At 39.2% G+C, this 18,978-nt stretch carries 16 protein-coding genes; 5 read left to right on the top strand and 11 right to left on the bottom strand.

Annotated features, from left to right (window positions below; genetic code table 11):
• Positions 1–61: 61 nt before the first annotated feature.
• The 4 genes from PRU_RS07210 to PRU_RS07195 all read left to right on the top strand — a co-directional run bounded on the left by PRU_RS07210 (position 62) and on the right by PRU_RS07195 (position 4,043).
• Positions 62–886 carry an ATP-grasp fold amidoligase family protein gene (locus PRU_RS07210; RefSeq protein ID WP_177168144.1) on the top strand — a complete coding sequence of 275 codons (825 nt, stop codon included), beginning with the start codon at positions 62–64 and terminating at the stop codon, positions 884–886.
• A 16-nt stretch (positions 887–902) separates the two neighbouring features.
• Entirely contained in the window at positions 903–1,901 is a 999-nt protein-coding gene (locus tag PRU_RS07205) for an acyltransferase family protein (protein WP_013064901.1), read from the top strand.
• A 157-nt stretch (positions 1,902–2,058) separates the two neighbouring features.
• A complete protein-coding gene (locus PRU_RS16430; protein WP_338063716.1) occupies positions 2,059–2,967 on the top strand; it encodes an acyltransferase family protein in 909 nt (302 codons plus the stop codon).
• A 32-nt stretch (positions 2,968–2,999) separates the two neighbouring features.
• Positions 3,000–4,043, top strand: coding sequence for an acyltransferase family protein (locus tag PRU_RS07195; RefSeq protein WP_013063375.1), 1,044 nt, complete (start codon positions 3,000–3,002; stop codon positions 4,041–4,043).
• A gap of 2 nt (positions 4,044–4,045) precedes the next feature.
• Here the strand turns inward: PRU_RS07195 and PRU_RS07190 are convergent, their stop codons facing one another.
• From PRU_RS07190 to PRU_RS07140, 11 genes are all read right to left on the bottom strand, one after another.
• Positions 4,046–5,230, bottom strand: coding sequence for a glycosyltransferase family 4 protein (locus tag PRU_RS07190; RefSeq protein WP_013064491.1), 1,185 nt, complete (start codon positions 5,228–5,230; stop codon positions 4,046–4,048).
• Positions 5,231–5,257: 27 nt separating this feature from the next.
• A complete protein-coding gene (locus tag PRU_RS15270; RefSeq protein WP_013063992.1) occupies positions 5,258–6,175 on the bottom strand; it encodes a DUF6625 family protein in 918 nt (305 codons plus the stop codon).
• A gap of 9 nt (positions 6,176–6,184) precedes the next feature.
• Positions 6,185–7,708 (bottom strand): lipopolysaccharide biosynthesis protein, encoded by a 1,524-nt coding sequence (locus PRU_RS07180; protein ID WP_143040052.1) that lies wholly within the window; start codon positions 7,706–7,708, stop codon positions 6,185–6,187.
• A 23-nt stretch (positions 7,709–7,731) separates the two neighbouring features.
• On the bottom strand, positions 7,732–8,754 hold the full coding sequence (locus tag PRU_RS07175; protein ID WP_177168145.1) for a glycosyltransferase family 2 protein: 1,023 nt from the start codon (positions 8,752–8,754) through the stop codon (positions 7,732–7,734).
• Positions 8,755–8,918: 164 nt separating this feature from the next.
• Positions 8,919–10,070 (bottom strand): glycosyltransferase family 2 protein, encoded by a 1,152-nt coding sequence (locus tag PRU_RS07170; RefSeq protein WP_013064179.1) that lies wholly within the window; start codon positions 10,068–10,070, stop codon positions 8,919–8,921.
• Between the two features lie 10 nt (positions 10,071–10,080).
• Positions 10,081–10,977, bottom strand: coding sequence for a glycosyltransferase family 2 protein (locus PRU_RS07165; RefSeq protein WP_013064944.1), 897 nt, complete (start codon positions 10,975–10,977; stop codon positions 10,081–10,083).
• The gene (locus PRU_RS15265; protein ID WP_013064025.1) at positions 10,961–12,499 is read right to left on the bottom strand and encodes an O-antigen ligase family protein; all 1,539 of its coding nucleotides are present in this window, start codon (positions 12,497–12,499) and stop codon (positions 10,961–10,963) included. Before PRU_RS15265 ends, PRU_RS07165 begins: the two co-directional genes overlap by 17 nt.
• Positions 12,499–14,676 carry a GumC family protein gene (locus PRU_RS07155; RefSeq protein WP_013065057.1) on the bottom strand — a complete coding sequence of 726 codons (2,178 nt, stop codon included), beginning with the start codon at positions 14,674–14,676 and terminating at the stop codon, positions 12,499–12,501. The genes PRU_RS15265 and PRU_RS07155 overlap by 1 nt, the downstream gene beginning before the upstream one ends.
• A gap of 17 nt (positions 14,677–14,693) precedes the next feature.
• A complete protein-coding gene (locus PRU_RS07150) occupies positions 14,694–15,701 on the bottom strand; it encodes a TolC family protein (RefSeq protein ID WP_013065634.1) in 1,008 nt (335 codons plus the stop codon).
• A 16-nt stretch (positions 15,702–15,717) separates the two neighbouring features.
• Entirely contained in the window at positions 15,718–16,917 is a 1,200-nt protein-coding gene (locus PRU_RS07145) for a sugar transferase (RefSeq protein WP_013063098.1), read from the bottom strand.
• Positions 16,918–16,926: 9 nt separating this feature from the next.
• Positions 16,927–17,292 (bottom strand): response regulator transcription factor, encoded by a 366-nt coding sequence (locus PRU_RS07140; RefSeq protein WP_013063705.1) that lies wholly within the window; start codon positions 17,290–17,292, stop codon positions 16,927–16,929.
• A gap of 185 nt (positions 17,293–17,477) precedes the next feature.
• Here PRU_RS07140 and PRU_RS07135 point away from each other — a divergent pair, with 185 nt between their 5' ends.
• Complete coding sequence (locus PRU_RS07135; protein WP_013064637.1) at positions 17,478–18,968, top strand: xylulokinase; 1,491 nt, start codon at positions 17,478–17,480, stop codon at positions 18,966–18,968.
• The last annotated feature ends 10 nt before the right edge of the window (positions 18,969–18,978 follow it).

Genomic DNA, 18,978 nt, shown 5'->3' with positions numbered 1-18,978 from the left:
TATCCATCCCACAGACAAATGGATTGATATACAGAAAAATAATCCTAGAAAGGCAATTGACATGAAGTGGAACAGGTTCTATAGGGAGAAGTTTCCATGGAAAAATCCACGGACGTTGGATGAAAAGATGACATGGCTTTCTGTTATGTCAGATACCTCAAAGTGGACGGAGTTTTCAGACAAATATGAAGTGCGTAAATACATAGAGAGTCTTGGTTTGAAAGATATCCTGACAGAATGCTATGGTGTGTGGGATAAGGCTCAGGATATCGATTTCGACAGTCTTCCGGATAAGTTTGTCGTTAAGTGTACTCATGATTGTGGTAGTACAATAGTCATACGTGATAAAAGTAAGATGAATAAGCAAGAAGTTATTGATTTCTTACAGGCACATTTGAATGTAAACTATGGCTATGAATGGTGTGAACTCCATTACACCACTATTAAACCCAGGGTAATCGCAGAGAGTCTGATAGAGTTGGGAGATAATGTAGAGGACCTTATCGACTATAAAATCAATTGTATTCATGGCAAACCTCAATATGTAGAGGTTATCTATGGTCGCCAATTGAAGAGTGATGGAGGCTCAAACCATGCGGTATTCGACCTCTATGACATCTATACTTGGCAGCCGATGCGTCAATATAAAACAAACTTAACCGATCACTTCCGGGATATACCTCGACCCCAGAACTTGGAGAGAATGATAGAAATAGCCGGGAAGATTAGTCAGGGCTTCCCGCAAGTTCGTGTTGATCTTTACAATGTGAATGGGAAAATATATTTCGGTGAGATGACATTTTTCTCGGCATCTGGCATGAACAACGATTTATCCAGGGAGTTCCAACTCATGATAGGTGATAGGATTCGTCTGCCTAAAGTGTAATATGACATAATTCGTAATGACAGAGACAATAGTGCGAGAAAAAAGATTAGAATGGATAGATTGGATGAAGGCCTTAGGCATTTATCTGATAGTTCTTGGGCATTTCTATTCTGTAGGTGAAAAGTCTATCTATGTTTTTCACGTTCCTTTGTTTTTTGTAATCTCTGGCTTCCTGAACAAGAAGGAAGTTGATGGACGGGTGTTTTGGAAGAAGCTATGGTATAACCTGGTTGTTCCAATGCTGCTGATGGCAGTTATCAATTTTGCCTATCACAGCATCTTGCATTTCTTCAATGGATCATTCTCTCCTGCAGATGCTTATTGGTTTGTACGTAATGTCGCATTTGGAATGGTTTCTGGATATGATACACTGTGGTTTGTGTTTACATTGATGATGCTTAAGATTATTTTCCAGTATTGTTTCTCCAAGAAGTTGTTCTATTCTTTATCAGTCGTTATGATGGTATTAGCATACGATTATAATCATAGTGACCTTTCCGGACTTCCTTTCTTCCTGAAAGAACCGAATGCTGTTGTAGATGTATGTACGGCTTATCCTTTCTTTGCCATTGGCGTGCTGTTGCGCAATTACAAGGAGGTGATAAACGCCATAAATAACAAGGTGGTGCTTATTGCTGCGTTTGTTGGCGGACTTCTTCTTGTTGCTTTGTGTTTTATGTATAATGGTTACGTAGGTATGTTCTGTTGTGATTACGGCGGTAACATTTTCTTGTTCTTGGTAGGAGGTGTCGCAGGTACTGTGATGATATGGGCCTTGTCTGTATTATTCGGATGTGCCCCGAAGGTTATTGCCATTTTTTCGCGAGGAACTATTATCATACTCGGATTACATAAGATACTGATAGATTTGGTATGGGTATTCGCAGCGCCATCTGTTACGGATGTTGTCTTTGCTGTGTTGGTCTTACTACTGTTCATTCCGTTTATTATCGCTACAGAAAAATATTTTCCTCTTATGGCAGGGAAGTACCGTATAAAATCAAGTAATGGTTAAGAACGAAATTTTTGCTATTATGTTGAAAGATAAGAATGCTAATCGCTCTCCAAGGAATTCCAGTATTGAATTATACCGGATTATTGCAACATTTGCTGTGCTGATTGTTCATTTTAATGGGTGGTTCTTGGGGGACTGACCTCTACCTACCTATGATATAAGCAATCCGACATTATTTAGGACTGGACAGATGATCATCAGTGCTGCTGTGATAATCTGCGTGAATATGTTTGTTATTATATCGGGCTACTTCGGTATAAGGTTAAAACTCAGTTCGATCCTGAAATTAATTATTTACCTAGCCTTAATATATGTACCATTGTATATTGTGAAATGTTTCAGTGATCATGAATTCGTATTGACTGAATTTATTGAGAGATGCTTTGTTATCTCCTACGCAGGTTATTTTATTCAGTGCTATTTTATGCTGATGATATTATCACCTGTGATTAATGCATTTGTAGATAATTATGGAAGGGCCAGTTTAAAATGGATACTTCTTTTCTGGGGGCTGGAGTTCTGGTTTGATTGCATTATGGAAGTAGAGGAACTGGGATATAATCGTGGCTATTCGGTTGTTCATTTTGTACTCATGTATATGATTGCTCGATGCATCAAACTCTATGAAGATGATATTAAAAAGATAAAACCTTGGGTTTGGGTGTTGGGGTATCTGCTCTCAACCATTATCATTATATTCAGTTTTGTGGCAGGTGTGAAGTGGTGTTGGAACTACTCTAGTCCTATTGTCGTTTTTTCATCTGTCTGTACTTTCCTGCCATTCCTTTACAAAACGTTCCATAATAAGGCCATTAACTGGATTGCCAGCGGAACCTTGGCCGTTTATATCATACATGTAACAAACCGCATACAATCCATTCTGGAGACGGTGGATAGGAATCTTCTGGACACAAAAAGCTATCCCATGTATTTGATCCTAATTTTAGTTGTTATATTTATTACTTTTATAGTATCGGTTTTATATGGTATAGTATGCAATTATATTTCTAGTCGAGTGACGAAAGGTATTGACAAGAGTACGAAGTTTGTTTTGAGTTTTGAATAGTATCTAGTTAAACTAATATTTTTATCTGCATTATGAATGACAGTAAGAGAATAGAGTATATTGATGCCATGCGTGGCTTTACTATGTTGTTGGTTGTTGCGCATCATGTGGCAGCGTTTTGTTTAGGTATAGGTGACTACGTTCCTTCGATTCATCCTGTCCTGTGCGAATTCAGAATGCCTCTTTTCTTTTTTATCAGCGGTTTTGTTCTATATAAGGAAGAAACTATATGGAATGCAAGTTATGCTACGAAATTTCTATTTGTAATGAAATTTTCCGCACAAATTATTACTACGTCCATCTTCTTCTTTGTTTTTCTTATAATCAACCATATTGGTGTTATGGAAGGCTTGTATACAGATTCGAAACTGGGCTATTGGTTCACTTTGAGTTTGTATTTGTTCTTCTGTGTATATGCAATTTGTAGATATGTTTTATATCTTATTCATTGTAAAAGCATATATACTGATATCATCATTCTTTCAGTGGGCGCTTTGTTCTTTTTGTTGTTTTATGTACCGTCTGTCTTCTCGAAATTGCCAATAGAAAATGACATAAAGGACCTTCTGTCAATGGAGAAGTGGGGGTATTTCCTTTTCTTTACGATCGGTACATTATTCAGAAAGCACTTTAATATGGTTCAGACAATTCTTGATAAGACACCTGTTCTTATGATTTGTCTGGTTATTTTCTTTGGCTTCAATTTGTATTATGTTGAATTAAGAGCCACACATATCAATCTTTTAGAATTAACCACTGCCCTTACGGGAATCGTCATTGTCTTCTCTTTCTTCAGAATCCATCAGGATTTATTTAAAAAAGATAGGTTCGTAGGGAGGTGTTTACAATATGTAGGCCGAAGAACCTTGGATATATATTTACTGCATTATCTTTTGCTTCCTGTTAATTTAAAGATGTATTTCACATCTTTGGCAGAACATCCCATACCTATTATCGAACTAACAATTACGTTAATAATCATGCTAATAATTGTAGCAGGATGTCTGGTTATTAGTAGGATCTTGAGAATGAGTCCAACATTGGCCTATCTGCTATTTGGAGTAAGAAAACGTTAATGCTAGGATAAGTCCTTTATTGCGGCGAAGAATTTCTCTGCATACACTTCCTTGTCGAAGTGTTTGGCACGATCAATTGAAGCAACTGCCATTTGTATCCTTTTCTCAGGATGATTATATAAATCGATAATGGCAGAGGTAAGGTTGTTAACAATGTTGTCTCTATTGACAATTGTTGCTACTCCTTCGCAGATCTCTGGAATTCCACCACTTCGTGCTGTGATAAGGGGCAGACCTGCTGCCAAAGCTTCGACGATTGTTAAACCAAACGGCTCATCCCACATAGACGGTAATGCTGCAATGTCAGCAAGATGTAAATAGTCTGGTACGTTTTTGTATGGAATAAAACCAGTGAAGACGATTTTGTCTTCAATGCTTTTGGCTTTATTCTTTAGTGAGCGAACAAATTCATTTTCGTTTTTAGCATTACCATAGAAAGTGCCGCCGATTATCATTAATTTAATATTGGGGTAGTCTTTAAGTTGGAGCATGGCATCTATTAGTTCTGATATGCCCTTTTCTTCGTTAATACGACCGCTATATACAATTACAAAGTCATTATTTTTAAGCCCAATTATTTCACGCTTTAGGCTTGGATTTTCTTTTGGGAAGAATTTCTTCGTGTCTATAGCATTGTAAAGGGTTTTTGTCTTACATGCCGGCATGAAATTGGAAATACTATCTCTGATAAAGTCTGAACAGGTTAGAATCAGGGATATATTGTTCTGAAACTCTCTATGATATTGTGCCCTTGATTTGCGGGCTTCGTTATTCATGTGTATGATAATATTTCTATATCCTCTTTGAGATAGTTTATATGCGTGACCATCACTGTTTTCTAATATGATGTAGTCATAATGCCTGTTTTTTATATCAGCATATGCTTTCTCAAAATAGTATTCTATAAAGTAGTTAAAATAGTCTTTAGATGTGTATCGGAAGAACTTAAAAAGTCTCCTTTCCAACCTGGCCCTCAAACTACTGACATCAATATAATGATAGTGATTAACATCAGAAGCTAAGGCAGGATGTCCAACTAGTTTGTCATCCCATGGGCTGTATATTGTAATATCATGTAGATGGTGATTGTTATTATATTCGAGATAGAAATCAATCAGGTTCTCTACCGCTCCACCTTGTACTGCGGGGATGGGGAGCATGCCACATGTTAAAACTGCAAGTTTCATAATCTTATCCTTTATGTGTTATTAATCCTAACTATGTTTTAATTTCCACAAAATTCGATCTTTCCACTGGTAATACATGGTCATTATTGAGCGATTACGACAGAGCCAGCGAAGTTGCAGGTTCACGAAATGTCTGGGATAGTCAATGATGGCTCCTGGGGTTACAAGAAAATGACTATAGTCAGTGACCTTGTCTTTCATGAACCCACGATGTTGGAAATGCGCATAGAGTGACTCTTGCTTCTCTAACCGTCCATTGTTAAAGCGTAACATATAAAGTTTATTCCCGATATGTTCAAAGATAACCTGTTTCCAACCACGAGTCATACTATTGAAATGGTAACTCTGCTTAGGTTTGGAAGCATTGTCGAAGGGCCATTCTAACCAACAGTCTTCGGGGTGGCAACCACGCCACTTGTCACCAAATCCTTTGTATTCATATTCGTCAAAAAACATGGAGCGTCGTTGGGTAAAAGCGTCTCTGTAACTGACAAAGCCTTCGACTTCTTTCATGAAGAAGGTATTGGTATAATCATCATTTTTATAGAGTGTGAAATGCCCGTAGCCGGAAATCATTTTATAACGAGATAATACATCATCAGTGACGAAATGACGTATGTTGCCATATACAACATCAAGGTCACCCCATCCCCAGAAGTCGTAGTCCTTCACGTATTCGGAGAGAATATATGCAAAGGCAGGTCGGTAGTCACATATTTTGTATGGACGATCAAGTACAATGGGAAAGTCAAACTTGCTTTGCGTTATTTGTCTGAATTCCGCAAATGACATCTTATGCACGATAATGTTTTCTGCTGACTCTACATCACAGTCGGTAAAAAAAAGGTAGTCTATGTCTGTATTGTATAATGCTGATGCCCGCCACATTTTGTATTGTGGTGGTAGTTTCCCGAAGTAGGGGAATATGACAATGATAGATTTCATAGGCGTGTATTAAATTGTAATATGATTTAGAATCTTCAGTACTGCAGGCTTTCGCGCAATGAAGAATTTCATACCAGGGGTAAATTGGAAAAGCAGAATGAAGAATAATACAAAGAGTGGAACAGATATGGCTAATCCATAGATTGCTAACGAAAGGAAAGTATCTGAATGTTGGTCCATAACATTCAGCTTAAGCCAGATTGTTAACAGGGTAAAGAGTACAAAGATTATGTAATAAGGAACCATGCCACGCCAATATTCCCACGCACTCCTGTGGAATGCTTGGGAGAATAGGTAGTATGGTTTCCAGAATGAGCTGATGAAACCAAAACTGATAATCTTGCCTAACAAAATACCGGCAATACCATATGTAGGTGCGAGCAGAAGTGTGACAGAGATGTTGACAATCAATTCAGTCCAGGCTGCCCACACATCAGAGAACAATCCTGCTGAGCCAATATAAATATATACGGCAGCTGTCTGATAGCGAATGAAGAGATTAAATATTACTAGATATACAATGATATTGCTTAGTTGATATTCTTTACCAAGCCAACAGCCGATAAACGGCTGAAAAAATAACAGGAGTGAGAAGATGATAATACCAAGTACTAGGAAACGCGCGGCGGTTAGCTCCCAAAAAACTTTCATGATGTTACGTTCATCACCTTCTGCCAAAAGATTTCCAACACCAGCACTTAGGCCTTCCGATAATATGTTCACCATGAAATTAAGTTTGTTGATAATCATGGTATAATTGCCATAGAAAGCAACCTTGACAACAGAGACGAACATGCCCACCATAATTTCGTCACTGTGGTAGAGAATGAAATCTTTAATCTTTTGGATAAAAACCTGGTTGGTTTTTTTTAGGACTTCTGGGTATTTCTTTAAATTCTTACGGCCTTCACCCAGATTGATTCTAAGCCATGGATATAGTTCCTGGATACGATAATTAAAAATGATGATTCCTACGATGGTGAATACTAGACCTACAACAACCCATAACCATAGGTTACGATAATAATATGCGAGTAAAATTTGGGTAATACTCTGAACGATGCTTATAGTTTGAAAGTAGGAATTGACTAAGTATTGCTTTTGATTTGCTCCAACCAATAGTTGTTTATAGTTGAAAATATATCCAGCAGCTGAAGATGCTAAAAAAGAGTAGAATGCAAAGTATACGAGTGGAAGACCTGTTTCGAGGTCATTAAACCACCAGGGAAAGAATATACTAACAGTCATTCCTGCAAAAAGGATGATAAAACCTATGCAGCGATATAGAAATGCCAACATGGACATCACCTCATTAATCCTTTCATGATTATCTTCTTGAAGCGGCTTGTAGAGGAAATAGACTATACTGGTACCAATACCTAATTCTGCAACGCTTAGGAAACTCATAATGTTCATGAGCATACCTGTTAGTCCAATAAACTCTGCTCCAAGACAGTCAAGAAATATCTTCCGGGAGAAGAATGCAAGAATCAAAGAGAGAAAGTAAAATAGCATTCCCACTTTGATATTCATTACGCTTCTATGTACTCGTTCGCTCATGTTGTATGTTCGGTATGTATGAAGTCGGTATTCTTTCTATCTATATGGAGGACATTCTTCAGCATTCGAAGAACTAATCCTGGGATAGTAAAGACTTTTGAGAATGAACGGAAACGTATTTCCTTGGGAATGGCGACGAATAATGACAGACTTAATATTGCCAATGTAATCCACCATTTCTCACACCATTGTGGAATAGTTAGCGTTACAAAAATAGAAATACCTGTTAAAAGGACTATCAGGATTGAGCGTGGAATCAATGCCTGTTGGATAGTCTTATCTACAAAGTTAATTTTTCCATGAATTAATGCGCCTGGTATCTTTGGTATGTTGCTCATAAGGCTTTGAACCTGAGCTGTCATCCAACGCATGCGCTGCTTTTGGAAGTTGTCCTGGTTGCTGACCTTTTCATCGAACACGTGAATCTCAGGGGCATATTTGATAAATACTTCTTGATGGAGTAACAATGCCTCCATCTCGCGGTCCTCACCTGCAGTAGAAAGTTGGAAAACGTTCTTCCTAAAAAGTTCGTAATTAAAGCACATACCAGATCCAATTAAAGCTGAAGATAAACCAAGGCGATTATGAGCCTTGCGGAAGATGGTATTGTTGATTTCCTCACTGGCTCCATCAAGTACAGCGACATCGTTATTGGCATTCTTGGCGCAGCGATGACACTGGATGGCATCGTAAACAGAACATAAAATATTTAGCTGCGATAGGAATTCTGGACGTACTACATTGTCGGCATCAAGCACAACGACGTTGTCAAATGTTTCTGGAATCTCGTTGATGGCATACTGCATAGCCTTGGCTTTCGAACTCTTCTCGAATGTTGGGGTAAGAAGTTTAATGGGGAGCGTACGCAAGTACTCGTTGGTCTCAGACTTCATGTGGTCAGAGATAACAGCTACTGTGTATAAGTCTGCTGGATAATCCTGTTCCAGGAAGTGTTCAACAGCGTTGATAATGACGCGATCCTCGTTATATGCAGGGTAAAGAATGAGGAATTTTGTCATCCTGTTAGTCAATGCTGCAGCATGAATAGCAACGCGATCTTCTTTTTCATAAAATAATGAGATAACGGCGAAGAATGCTACATATGCTACTGAGCCTAAGATGAGTACCCAGAGGGTGATGTCAATAATGTGTAATATCTGCCAAATCATAATTTCGTGATATATTAGTTGGTTTCTTTTTCCTTGTTTAAAAATTTTGTACTGATGATTCCCCATAATGTTACAAATGGAGAACGCAGGAATGTGCGGTCCCACATCTCGTCTACTAGATAATCGGGTGTAGCTAATGCAAAAAAGAATAGAACTGCAGAACTTACAATCCACCATTTGACTGCCAGCGTTAAATATATAAATGGAAGTAGAATGCTCATAAACATCATAATGCCTATCATGCTGGTACGAGGCATAAGCATCCACTGAATGAGTTTATCTGCCCAGTCGTATTGCTTCCTAAAAATTGCACCAGGTAAGTATTTGATGTTTTTAATCAGATTCTGAATCTGCTGTAATGTCCAACGACTGTGTTGTTCATTCATTTTACTGGTAGTTCTTTTCTTCTCACCATATAATAGGATGTTGTCGAAGTAATCAATGAAATAGCCTTGCTTTAATAACAGTGCTTCTAACTCTTTGTCTTCACCTGCAGTCTTGGCTTTCATCACATTGGTTTTGAACCATGTGAAATCATATGCTGTACCAGATCCGGCTAAAGCTGCAGAGATACCTAAATTAATATGACCTTTGCGGAAGATGTTATTATTGATTTCCTCGAAGATAGATCCCATACGGGCAGCTGCAGTATCTCTGTTTCGTGAAATACGATGCATCTGGATGGCTTTTGTGGCAGCCGTTTCGAAGGCATCATTTACTTTGGTCAGGAAGTCTTGCTCAACGATGTTGTCGGCATCTAAGACCAAGGCGATATCATAAATTTTGAATTCTGGCAATTTTAGAATTGCATATTGAAGCGATTTCGCTTTGGTGCTTTCTGCGAAATCGGGTGTTAACAAGGTAATAGGATACTGGGCTAATCGCATGTTGGTGATCTCAGATTGATGGTCAGATACCACCACTACGTCGAAAAGACGTTGTGGGTAGTCTTGGCTTAAGATGGATACAACTGCCTGTTCGATTACCTTGTCCTGCTTGTGAGATGGTATGATGATTGCAAAACGGTTCTGTGTTTTTGCTTTATCTTGAATAGTATCTCTATTGAAAAGGGATGCTACAGAAAAAATGCCCAAATAAAGCACTGTTCCTGCAACAGGGATAAATAGTATCCAATCGATGATATATAATATAATCCAGAAATCCATATTTAGCAAATTAAGAATTTAGACATGAGAATTTAGAGTTTATAAAATCTCGAAGTCCCTTAAGTACTGCTTTAAAGAGACTTGGTTGTCGTGTAATGGTATATTTTAGGATATCCCTTAGGCCGACAATTCCTATAAGGTATATATATGAGAGATATTTGTTAATACCTTTGTAATTACGTTTTACTAGGAGCAGCCTATTGCGAGTGATGTAATAGGTGCGGAGTGGGCTGTTTTGTCCTGTTGTCTGGCTCTCTTTGTGATAAACGGTACAAGCAGGATCATACCAAATTTCATAGCCTGCACGGGTGAACATCATGGACCAATCGAGTTCCTCGTAATAGAGAAAGAAACATTCGGGCATGAGACCTACTTTGTTGATGGCCTCACGTTTAATTAACATAGCTGCTCCATGAGCATATGGAGTTGGGGTGGCTATGTCGTACTGTCCATGATCGTCTTCTCCAAAGCCGATGGCTTGATTCCTTACTGTTATTGGAGATAAAGGTGTATAGCCTGCAAACTGAAGGGGATTGTTGCCCCATGCAAAACAGATCTTGGGACTGACGATTCCAATTTTGTCTGATGAAATTAGTCGTTTAATGAGCTGTTCTATATTATACTCTTTGAAATATGTATCGTTATTTATAAGGAGTATATACTTTCCTTTAGCCTCCTTAATGCCAAAATTGTTACCACCTGCAAAGCCGAGATTACGTGGACTACGGATGACTTTTACTTGGGGATTTCGCTCAGCGATGATGCTTGCTTCATCTTCTTTTGAGGCATTATCTACCACTATCACCTCCAGATTGTTGTTGAAGGGGATTGAATCAATCAATTCGCAGGTATCTTTCAAACCATTGTAATTGATAGTAATGATGGATAATTTACACTCGTTTTGCAAGCTTTTGCTCTAACTTTAATCTATTCTTTTCTTCTTGTTTTGCTAACTCTTTATTTTCCCATTCTGTCCATTCTTTTTCGATAAATGGCAGTATATATACTATAGTTAGACCTCCATAAAATACAAGGCAATTAGGGAATTGAAATAGCACCATATTTCCATATCCACCTACTTGTTGTGATATCATAGCACAAGTTAGTCCGGCACCTATACCTCTTAGGGATGGGCTCTTCAGTCGGAAGAAAACTATAATACATGCCCCTAATATCATAATACCATTAGATATAAGAAAAACCGTCAGTCCGATGACCCCAGTTCTTATCCAAATGCCAACGTATTCAGAATCAGCAGGTGTACTAAAGACCTTATGGAACTTATTATTAGTAGGAATTCCGCCAGAATTCCATATTCCAACCCCAAGCCCCCATGGCGCATCTTTTAGATAACTCTTTATGGCCTCTTGATTTATTTTACGTACATTACTAGAAGGATCGTTATCGTTAAAAGCCGAGCGCATTCGACGAATTTGTTGATTGCCTTGTCCAATATTAGTAAATACAATGATGAATACGAAGGTGCTAAATATTACAGTAAAAGGGACTGCAATTTTTACGGACTTTGACAGGAAAATATATACCATAAAACCTGCAATAAAGCATGCGATAGCTGTACGTGTACCAGTAGGAAACATTGCCCAAGCAGATGCTAAACCTATGATTAGAAAGATAATACGATGTTTCTTTATTTTGCTGGTAATACCAAAAATAATAAAGGCAACAGCAGTAGAAGCGATGCCGATACCGAAGTTGGCTGCATCACTGAAAATAGAGAAATATCGTATTAGTGTACCATTTTGTATTATATGTGTATTACTTCCTGCACCATAAAGCCATACTTCTTCGGAGTGGGTGAGACCAATGTTGGCTTGTTTCCATATCCAAAATGAAGCGAAAAGAGCTAGGCTTCCCCAAATAAACAAATAGCGTATAAGAATTTTGGGATTTTTTATGTAAAGTGAGAAAGTGAGAAATGCATATAGTAGCTGAAATGCCATCATGCGTGTCCCCATATACCATGCTCCTACATTTATTCCTAATCCACAACTATTATTAAGAATTTCCAATGTGCAAAATCCGCACCAAAGGAAAAGCCCTAATAGCATAAGATTGGTAATACGCTCTAATTTGGCATCCTTAGCATCAATTATTACTAATACCAATAATATGATTTCAAGCATCTCATTATACATTGACATTGGAATGCCTGACGGAAGCTTAAGACCATGCCATTGAAGGAAATAATTGACGACTACAAGCAACCAAAAACATAACATTCTGTAGCGAAATGTAGCTAGTATAATTATTACCAAAATTGGTACGCAGCACACTACTGTAAATGCACCGAAACCATAATTGAGAAATGAATAAATTACAAGCAAAAACAAGAGAAAGAGTATGAGTACCCTTCCTCCATTCTCATGGGTATATTCAGATATTCTGTTAGAATAAACTTTATTAACCATTATTTTGCATGACTATTTTCTACTGCAGTCAATCCCATCTGCGACATGCGATATACGAAATTGTTAAATCCTGTGTATGGTGGTAATTGACCAACAAATTCTTCTACTGCATAGCGTTGACATTCTGTCAAATACATAAAGAGCGAATTTTTATTCTCCAATCGTTCATTCAGCTCTTTTAATGCTTTTTGGTCAACATCTTTCCACGTTCGGTTTGCACGGGTGACCATTAAATTCACTGTTCCCATATTAAGCAGTGATGACGGAATGGAATTGTCGTCCAAGTTTGGATACTCGACGATGGCAATCTCGTTAGGTAACAAGTCTGGACAGATGTCTTTAATATCTTTGGCCATAATAAAGCGGCTGTCTTCTGCTAAGTAATCTTCATCGTAGGTGATACGACGTACTTGAAGACCTATCGAAATCCAGTAGTTCTCCAACTCTTGGGCTATATAGCTCTTACCATTAGCTGCATCTGTAGAAATTAGATTGAGCACATTCTGCTTACCCTCTTCAAAATGAGGAAGTAAGGCCTTGCTGAGCTGTCGAAGTGCCATATCTGCAATGGTTTTGTTGAATCGTCGATAACGCAGGTTGCTTTCTTTCGGAAAGCACCCCATAACAGGAATTTTAGTAATAAGCTCAGAACGCATACGGTCGCGTAGTGTACGGTCGAGCAACTCTATAATAAAGAAATACATGGCTGTAAACATAAAGGTCAGCATGAATGCTCCTAACAATACCATCGAGCGATTAGTTGGCTGCGCATTCATCGGGAACATTGGAGGATTCAGAACACGCAATGTGGCTGTTGACATCTGTAAGTTCTTTTGGCGTAGGCGTGCAGAATTCAACGCTTTTAACATCTCCATATAGTTACCTTCTATAAACGCAATGTGACGATCTTTACGCGCTATCGTTGCTCCAATAGGTGCATAATAGAGAATCTCATTGTCCAATTTTTCACGCATGATATCTTGAGCTGTTTCTTGAGCTTTGGCTTTTTCAAGTAACAATACCTGATCTAACCATCTGCCTACCATGTCACTGGCTTTAACTCCTGACTCTGTATTATAGTTGCCTGCTTCAATGTCTTTTACCAAATTTCTGACATTATTGGATGCGTTTTGAAGCATTTTTTCTGCTTTGGCAAGCTCAAGCTGTGATTCAACTTCATTTCCTCCTCCTTCACTATTCATAAGCTTTAGGTTGGATATGCGTGATTGTATGCGAGAAATATCTGTAACTTGATTAGTGAAGTCTCTGTTGGCTTTAATAACTTTTGCTCTGTCACCAAGTTGGCGCTCTAAATAATTCATTAACGCACGTGTTGTTGTTTTGTTAATAATTAAATCGTTGTCAGATAATTTCTGGTTTGCATCTAATGAAGATAACTGTTTTGTTTGCTCTGCATAATTGATGATACGTTTTTCAATGTTGTAGCGAATTAAGTCGTCTTCGGCATTTGTCAGGATGCGATATAAACGAGCTACCTCACGTTCAAAAAACTTAATAACATTGTTAGTTTCGCCATAACGCAATAATCCGTATTGGCGGGCAAATACTTCATTTAAGATATCCAAAGTGTTATATGCTATACCTGGATCATTTGCGGTGTAGCCAATATCGATAATATCACTTTTTTGTAGTTGAATTACTTTTAAGCGGCTTGTAATGGCATCAATTCCAAAATAAGGATGATAATTAGTGATGCCAAATACATAATTGTCTGCTGAAGGACGTTCGTAGGCTTTTAGGTTTGCATATGTTGCATTCTCGCTGTTGTGATTGATGAGTGCCTTCACCTCGACAGGAACACTGTTCTGCAGCATACGGAAATGCTCTGCTGATATATAGTTGTTATCTTTATTTGGGTTACCGTACATCATGCAGCGGGCAAATAAGCGTAATGAAACCTCATGAATAGTAGCGTCGGTTGTAATCAACAACATCAGGTTTGTGATGTTTATTTGTGACTGTCCACCAGCGGCACCAGTTCCTCCTTCCAAATTGTAACCCGTAATCATACCAGTATATATGGTGGTATTCGTATCATACACTCGCTCCATATCACGTGTGGAAAACCAAGCTATTACCAATGCAATCATTGGCAGGATGATGAGATACCATCTAATTTTGTATAGAAATCTGACAATATATCTGAATAAATCCATAGCTTTATAATGTTCGTTTATTTTGTTTTTTTTGCAGCTTTTTTAGCAGCTTTAGACGCCTTCGCCTCAGCTTTAGCCGCTTTGAGATCCGCTTTCGCAGCTTTTGCCTCAGCCTTGGCTAATTGCTTTTCTAATTTAATTTCTTTTTCTTTGTCTTCTTTTTCTAACTTTTTAATACGTTTCTCTGTGACCTTGTTTTCTTTGGCAATTTCTTTTGCAGTTTTGTTGATACTTTTGTCGAGTGTAATTTCAGTAGTTGCGTTCGTGATGATTGGTGTATGCGTCAGGATTTCAAGTGTAATAATATCGGTGATAATCTCTGTTTGAAGATTTTGATAACCAGTTACCTGGCTACTCTCAAATCTTTTGGTTTCTGCATACGACTGAATTTCTAGGTTGCCATTCTCAAAATCTTCCTTATTTAGAGCGCCTGCACCTTGGTAGGCTGCAGCCGATTCGCCAAGAGTTTTAAGTGTGACTAAGTTGTTTGTGATTTTTACAAATAATGCACCAATTTGCTGCTTGATTTGATCGTATAATATATCTTTTTCAATATTTACTTTCTCTGCTTCAAGCCTTTTTCGTTTTACTGCGGCTGTCAGGTCTAAAATGTCTTCAACGGGAATCGCCAAATTAACACCAACATTCCAATAACTTTGTTGAGTGCCTTGGTATTGGTAAATGACAGGACTGTAAGCTGATGAATTGTTGCCATACATATCTGCCATGCCAAAACTATAACTGGCGTGCCCCGTTATATAGGAAAAAATATGTCTTTTTTGTTTGGCCACCTCTGCTTCTGCTAATTGACGTGCTTTTTCCAGCGATAATATCTGTGGACTTGTTTTTGCATTTTCAAACAAGACCGACAATGGAGGCAAGTGGAATTCAGAAAAGTTGATGTCTTTTTCGTTGCTAGAATCAAAGAAACCTGCACTGATACCGCTCTCGTTGAATTGGGCGAGGGCTGTAGTGCTGGTTATAGCTGCTGCAAAAATGAATATCAGTCGTCTGAATCTGTTCATTTCAATAGGGATTTAGTTATACATTCTCCTTCTGTACGAAGGCAAAGAAAGTACGGAACAGGATCTTCATATCCAACCAGAAATTATATGTCTGGCCGTACTTGATATCGAGTTGCTTGCGCTCCTCGGCTGACATCATACCACCCTTGCCGCGCTCCTCAACCTGCCAAAGGCCGGTGAGACCTGCGGGGGCCATAAAGCGGTCGATACTGGTATCGATGGTGAGCTTCTCGGCCTCATAGAGTGGGAGAGGACGGTTGCCAACCACTGACATATCTCCCTTGAGGATATTGAAAAGCTGAGGCAGCTCGTCGATGCTGAATTTACGGATGAACTTGCCCACCTTAGTAACGCGTGGGTCGTTCTCAATCTTAACGAATGCGTTATCGATTTCTTCTTTCTTCTCTTTGCTGTAGTCGGTCTCGGAAATCACAAAATCGTCGCCAACCAGCATGACCTCGTCGTCAGCAATCATCATGTCGGTATCATCGCTAATCATCATGTTGCCACCCATGCCGAAATCGGGCATTGACATAGGCGTTTTTTCTGCCTTTTTGCTCATTTCTGCATATTGGTTGCCAGCTTCCTTAGCAACCTCCTTCAGACGCTCTTCGGCATCCTGATACATGGAGCGGAACTTCAAGAAGTTAAAGATGGTATAGTTGGCACCTACACGCTTTGACTTGAAGATAACCGGACCTTTACTCTCCAAACGGATGGCGATAGCCGTGAGTATGAAGATGGGAGAGGTAAGAATGAGTGCGATGATAGCGAATAGTACATCGAAGACTCTCTTCCAAAGAGGAATCTTGAAACGTAACATTCTGTATTTAGGCTGCTGATCATCGAACAGCATATTCTCACGGTCGGAAATAAACTGAATCTTCTTATTAAGTTCTGTAATAGAAGCGTTACAATCGAGGGTGTCGTTGATACCACTCTTTTGGTAAACCGAACGGTTCTCTGCAGTAAGTTCCTTGGTGAGCAGAATAATATAGATGTGCTTATTCTTTTTCTTTAAATAGTTGATGGCGTTAATATCTGCGTCTTGCTCGCCCTGTTCGTAAAACACGATAAAATGCTCGTTACGGACATGCGTTGAACACGCTGATGCCGCATCCTTGTAATTTCTTGTGTACTGCACCAATCGACCGGGGATGTACCTTAATCGTTCCTCGGTCTTGGGATTGCTGCCAAGATATACAACACCTATCATATTATTTATTTAGGGAATAATCTTTTTTACTCGTATTTTTAACTCCATGGGGTTGAAGGGCTTGACGATATAGTCCTCGGCACCAATCTCCAGCAGGCGGATACGCTCACTGGTGGAGTCTTCGCTGGAAAGCATGATGACAGGAATCTGCTTGAACAGTTCGTTCTGCTTGATCCACTCCAAAAAGTCATCGCCACGCATTCCTGGCATACGAATATCTGAGATGATGAGGTCGGGGGTGTTGCCTGCCTGCAGCCACTTTACACCCTGCAAACCATCGGGCAACCACTGTACATCGTAGTCGCTCATCAGATAAATAGAGAGAACCTTTGCAATGGTCTCTTTGTCGTCAAGTATTAGTATTTTCTTCTTCATATATGAATTATATTAATACGCAATTTTTAATCATTCTATGTGCAAAGGTAAACAAAAAAATTAAATTGAACTCAAAAATACGTAAAAAAATCATTTTTTTATGGAAAAAAGTCGTTTTTATTAAATTATTTAGGGAAATTTGCATTTGAAACGTACTATAAATAAAGATTCATTATTAAATTGTTATGGCAAATAGATATCTATTAGGTTTTGATGTCGGTAGCTCATCAGTGAAGGCATCGTTGGTTAACGCCGATAGCGGCAAGTGTGTGGCAACAGCTTTTTATCCTGAAAAGGAGGCTCCTATTATGGCTGTAAAGGCTGGATGGGCAGAGCAGGATCCACAGATGTGGTGGGATAATGCCAAATTGAGTCTGCAGAAGATTATGAAAGAGAGTGGTGCTACAGCTGAGGAGATTAAGGCTGTGGGTATCTCGTATCAGATGCACGGTTTGGTTTGTGTAGATAAGGATCTGAAGGCATTGCGTCCAGCTATTATTTGGTGCGACTCACGTGCTGTACCTTATGGCGAGAAGGCTTTCAAGGATCTCGGTGCTGACAAGTGCTTGAGTCATCTGTTGAATTCACCAGGAAACTTTACCGCTGCCAAGTTGGCTTGGGTAAAAGAAAATGAACCAGAACTCTATAGTAAAATATATAAGGTAATGCTGCCTGGTGATTATATCGCTATGCGACTGAGTGGTGTTGCTAATACCACTGTCAGCGGTCTGTCAGAGGGTATGTTCTGGGATTTCAAGAATAATCAGGTGGCTGACTTCTTGATGGATTACTATGGATTCGATCATTCGCTGATTGCTGATATCGTTCCAACCTTTGCTGAGCAGAGCGTAGTAAGTGCAGAAGCTGCTGCTGAGATGGGCCTGAAAGCTGGTACTCCTATCACCTATAGAGGTGGTGACCAGCCAAACAATGCGCTCTCGCTGAATGTGCTGAATCCTGGTGAGATTGCTGCAACTGCAGGTACATCGGGTGTGGTTTATGGTGTACTTGGTGATGTGAACTACGATCCACAGATCCGTGTAAATACTTTTGCACATGTGAATCATACAGCAGACCAGACTCGTCTGGGAGTGCTGCTTTGTATTAATGGTACTGGTATTTTGAATGCTTGGACTCATCGTAATATCACGCCTGAGATTGGCTATGCCGAGATGAACGATCTGGCTGCCAGTGTGCCCATTGGTAGTGAGGGCGTGACTGTAATTCCATTCGGAAATGGTGCTGAGCGCGTATTGGAGAACAAGGAGATTGGTTGTTCTATCAATGGCTTGAACTTTAATAAGCATAACAAGGCTCACTTGGTTCGTGCTGCTCAGGAGGGTATCGTATTCTCATTCTGCTATGGTATGGAGATTATGCAGCAGATGGGTATGGATATTAAGAAGATTCACGCTGGTAAGGCTAACATGTTCTTGAGTCCATTGTTCCGTAATACATTGGCTGGTGTGAGTGGTGCAACCATCGAACTGTATGATACAGATGGTTCGGTAGGTGCCGCCAAGGGTGCTGGCTTAGGTGCTGGCATCTATGCTAATGCTTCTGAGGCTTTTGCTTCGCTGGATAAGTTGGAGGTGATTGAGCCAGATGCTCAGAACCGCGCTGCTTACCGTGCTGCCTATGAGGCTTGGAAAGAAACCTTGAAAAAGAATATGTAATAAATAATAA

Source organism: Xylanibacter ruminicola 23 (assembly GCF_000025925.1).
Lineage (GTDB): Bacteria > Bacteroidota > Bacteroidia > Bacteroidales > Bacteroidaceae > Prevotella > Prevotella ruminicola.
Note: the sequence above shows the minus strand (reverse complement) of the source record. Positions and strands in the feature narration are given on the sequence as shown.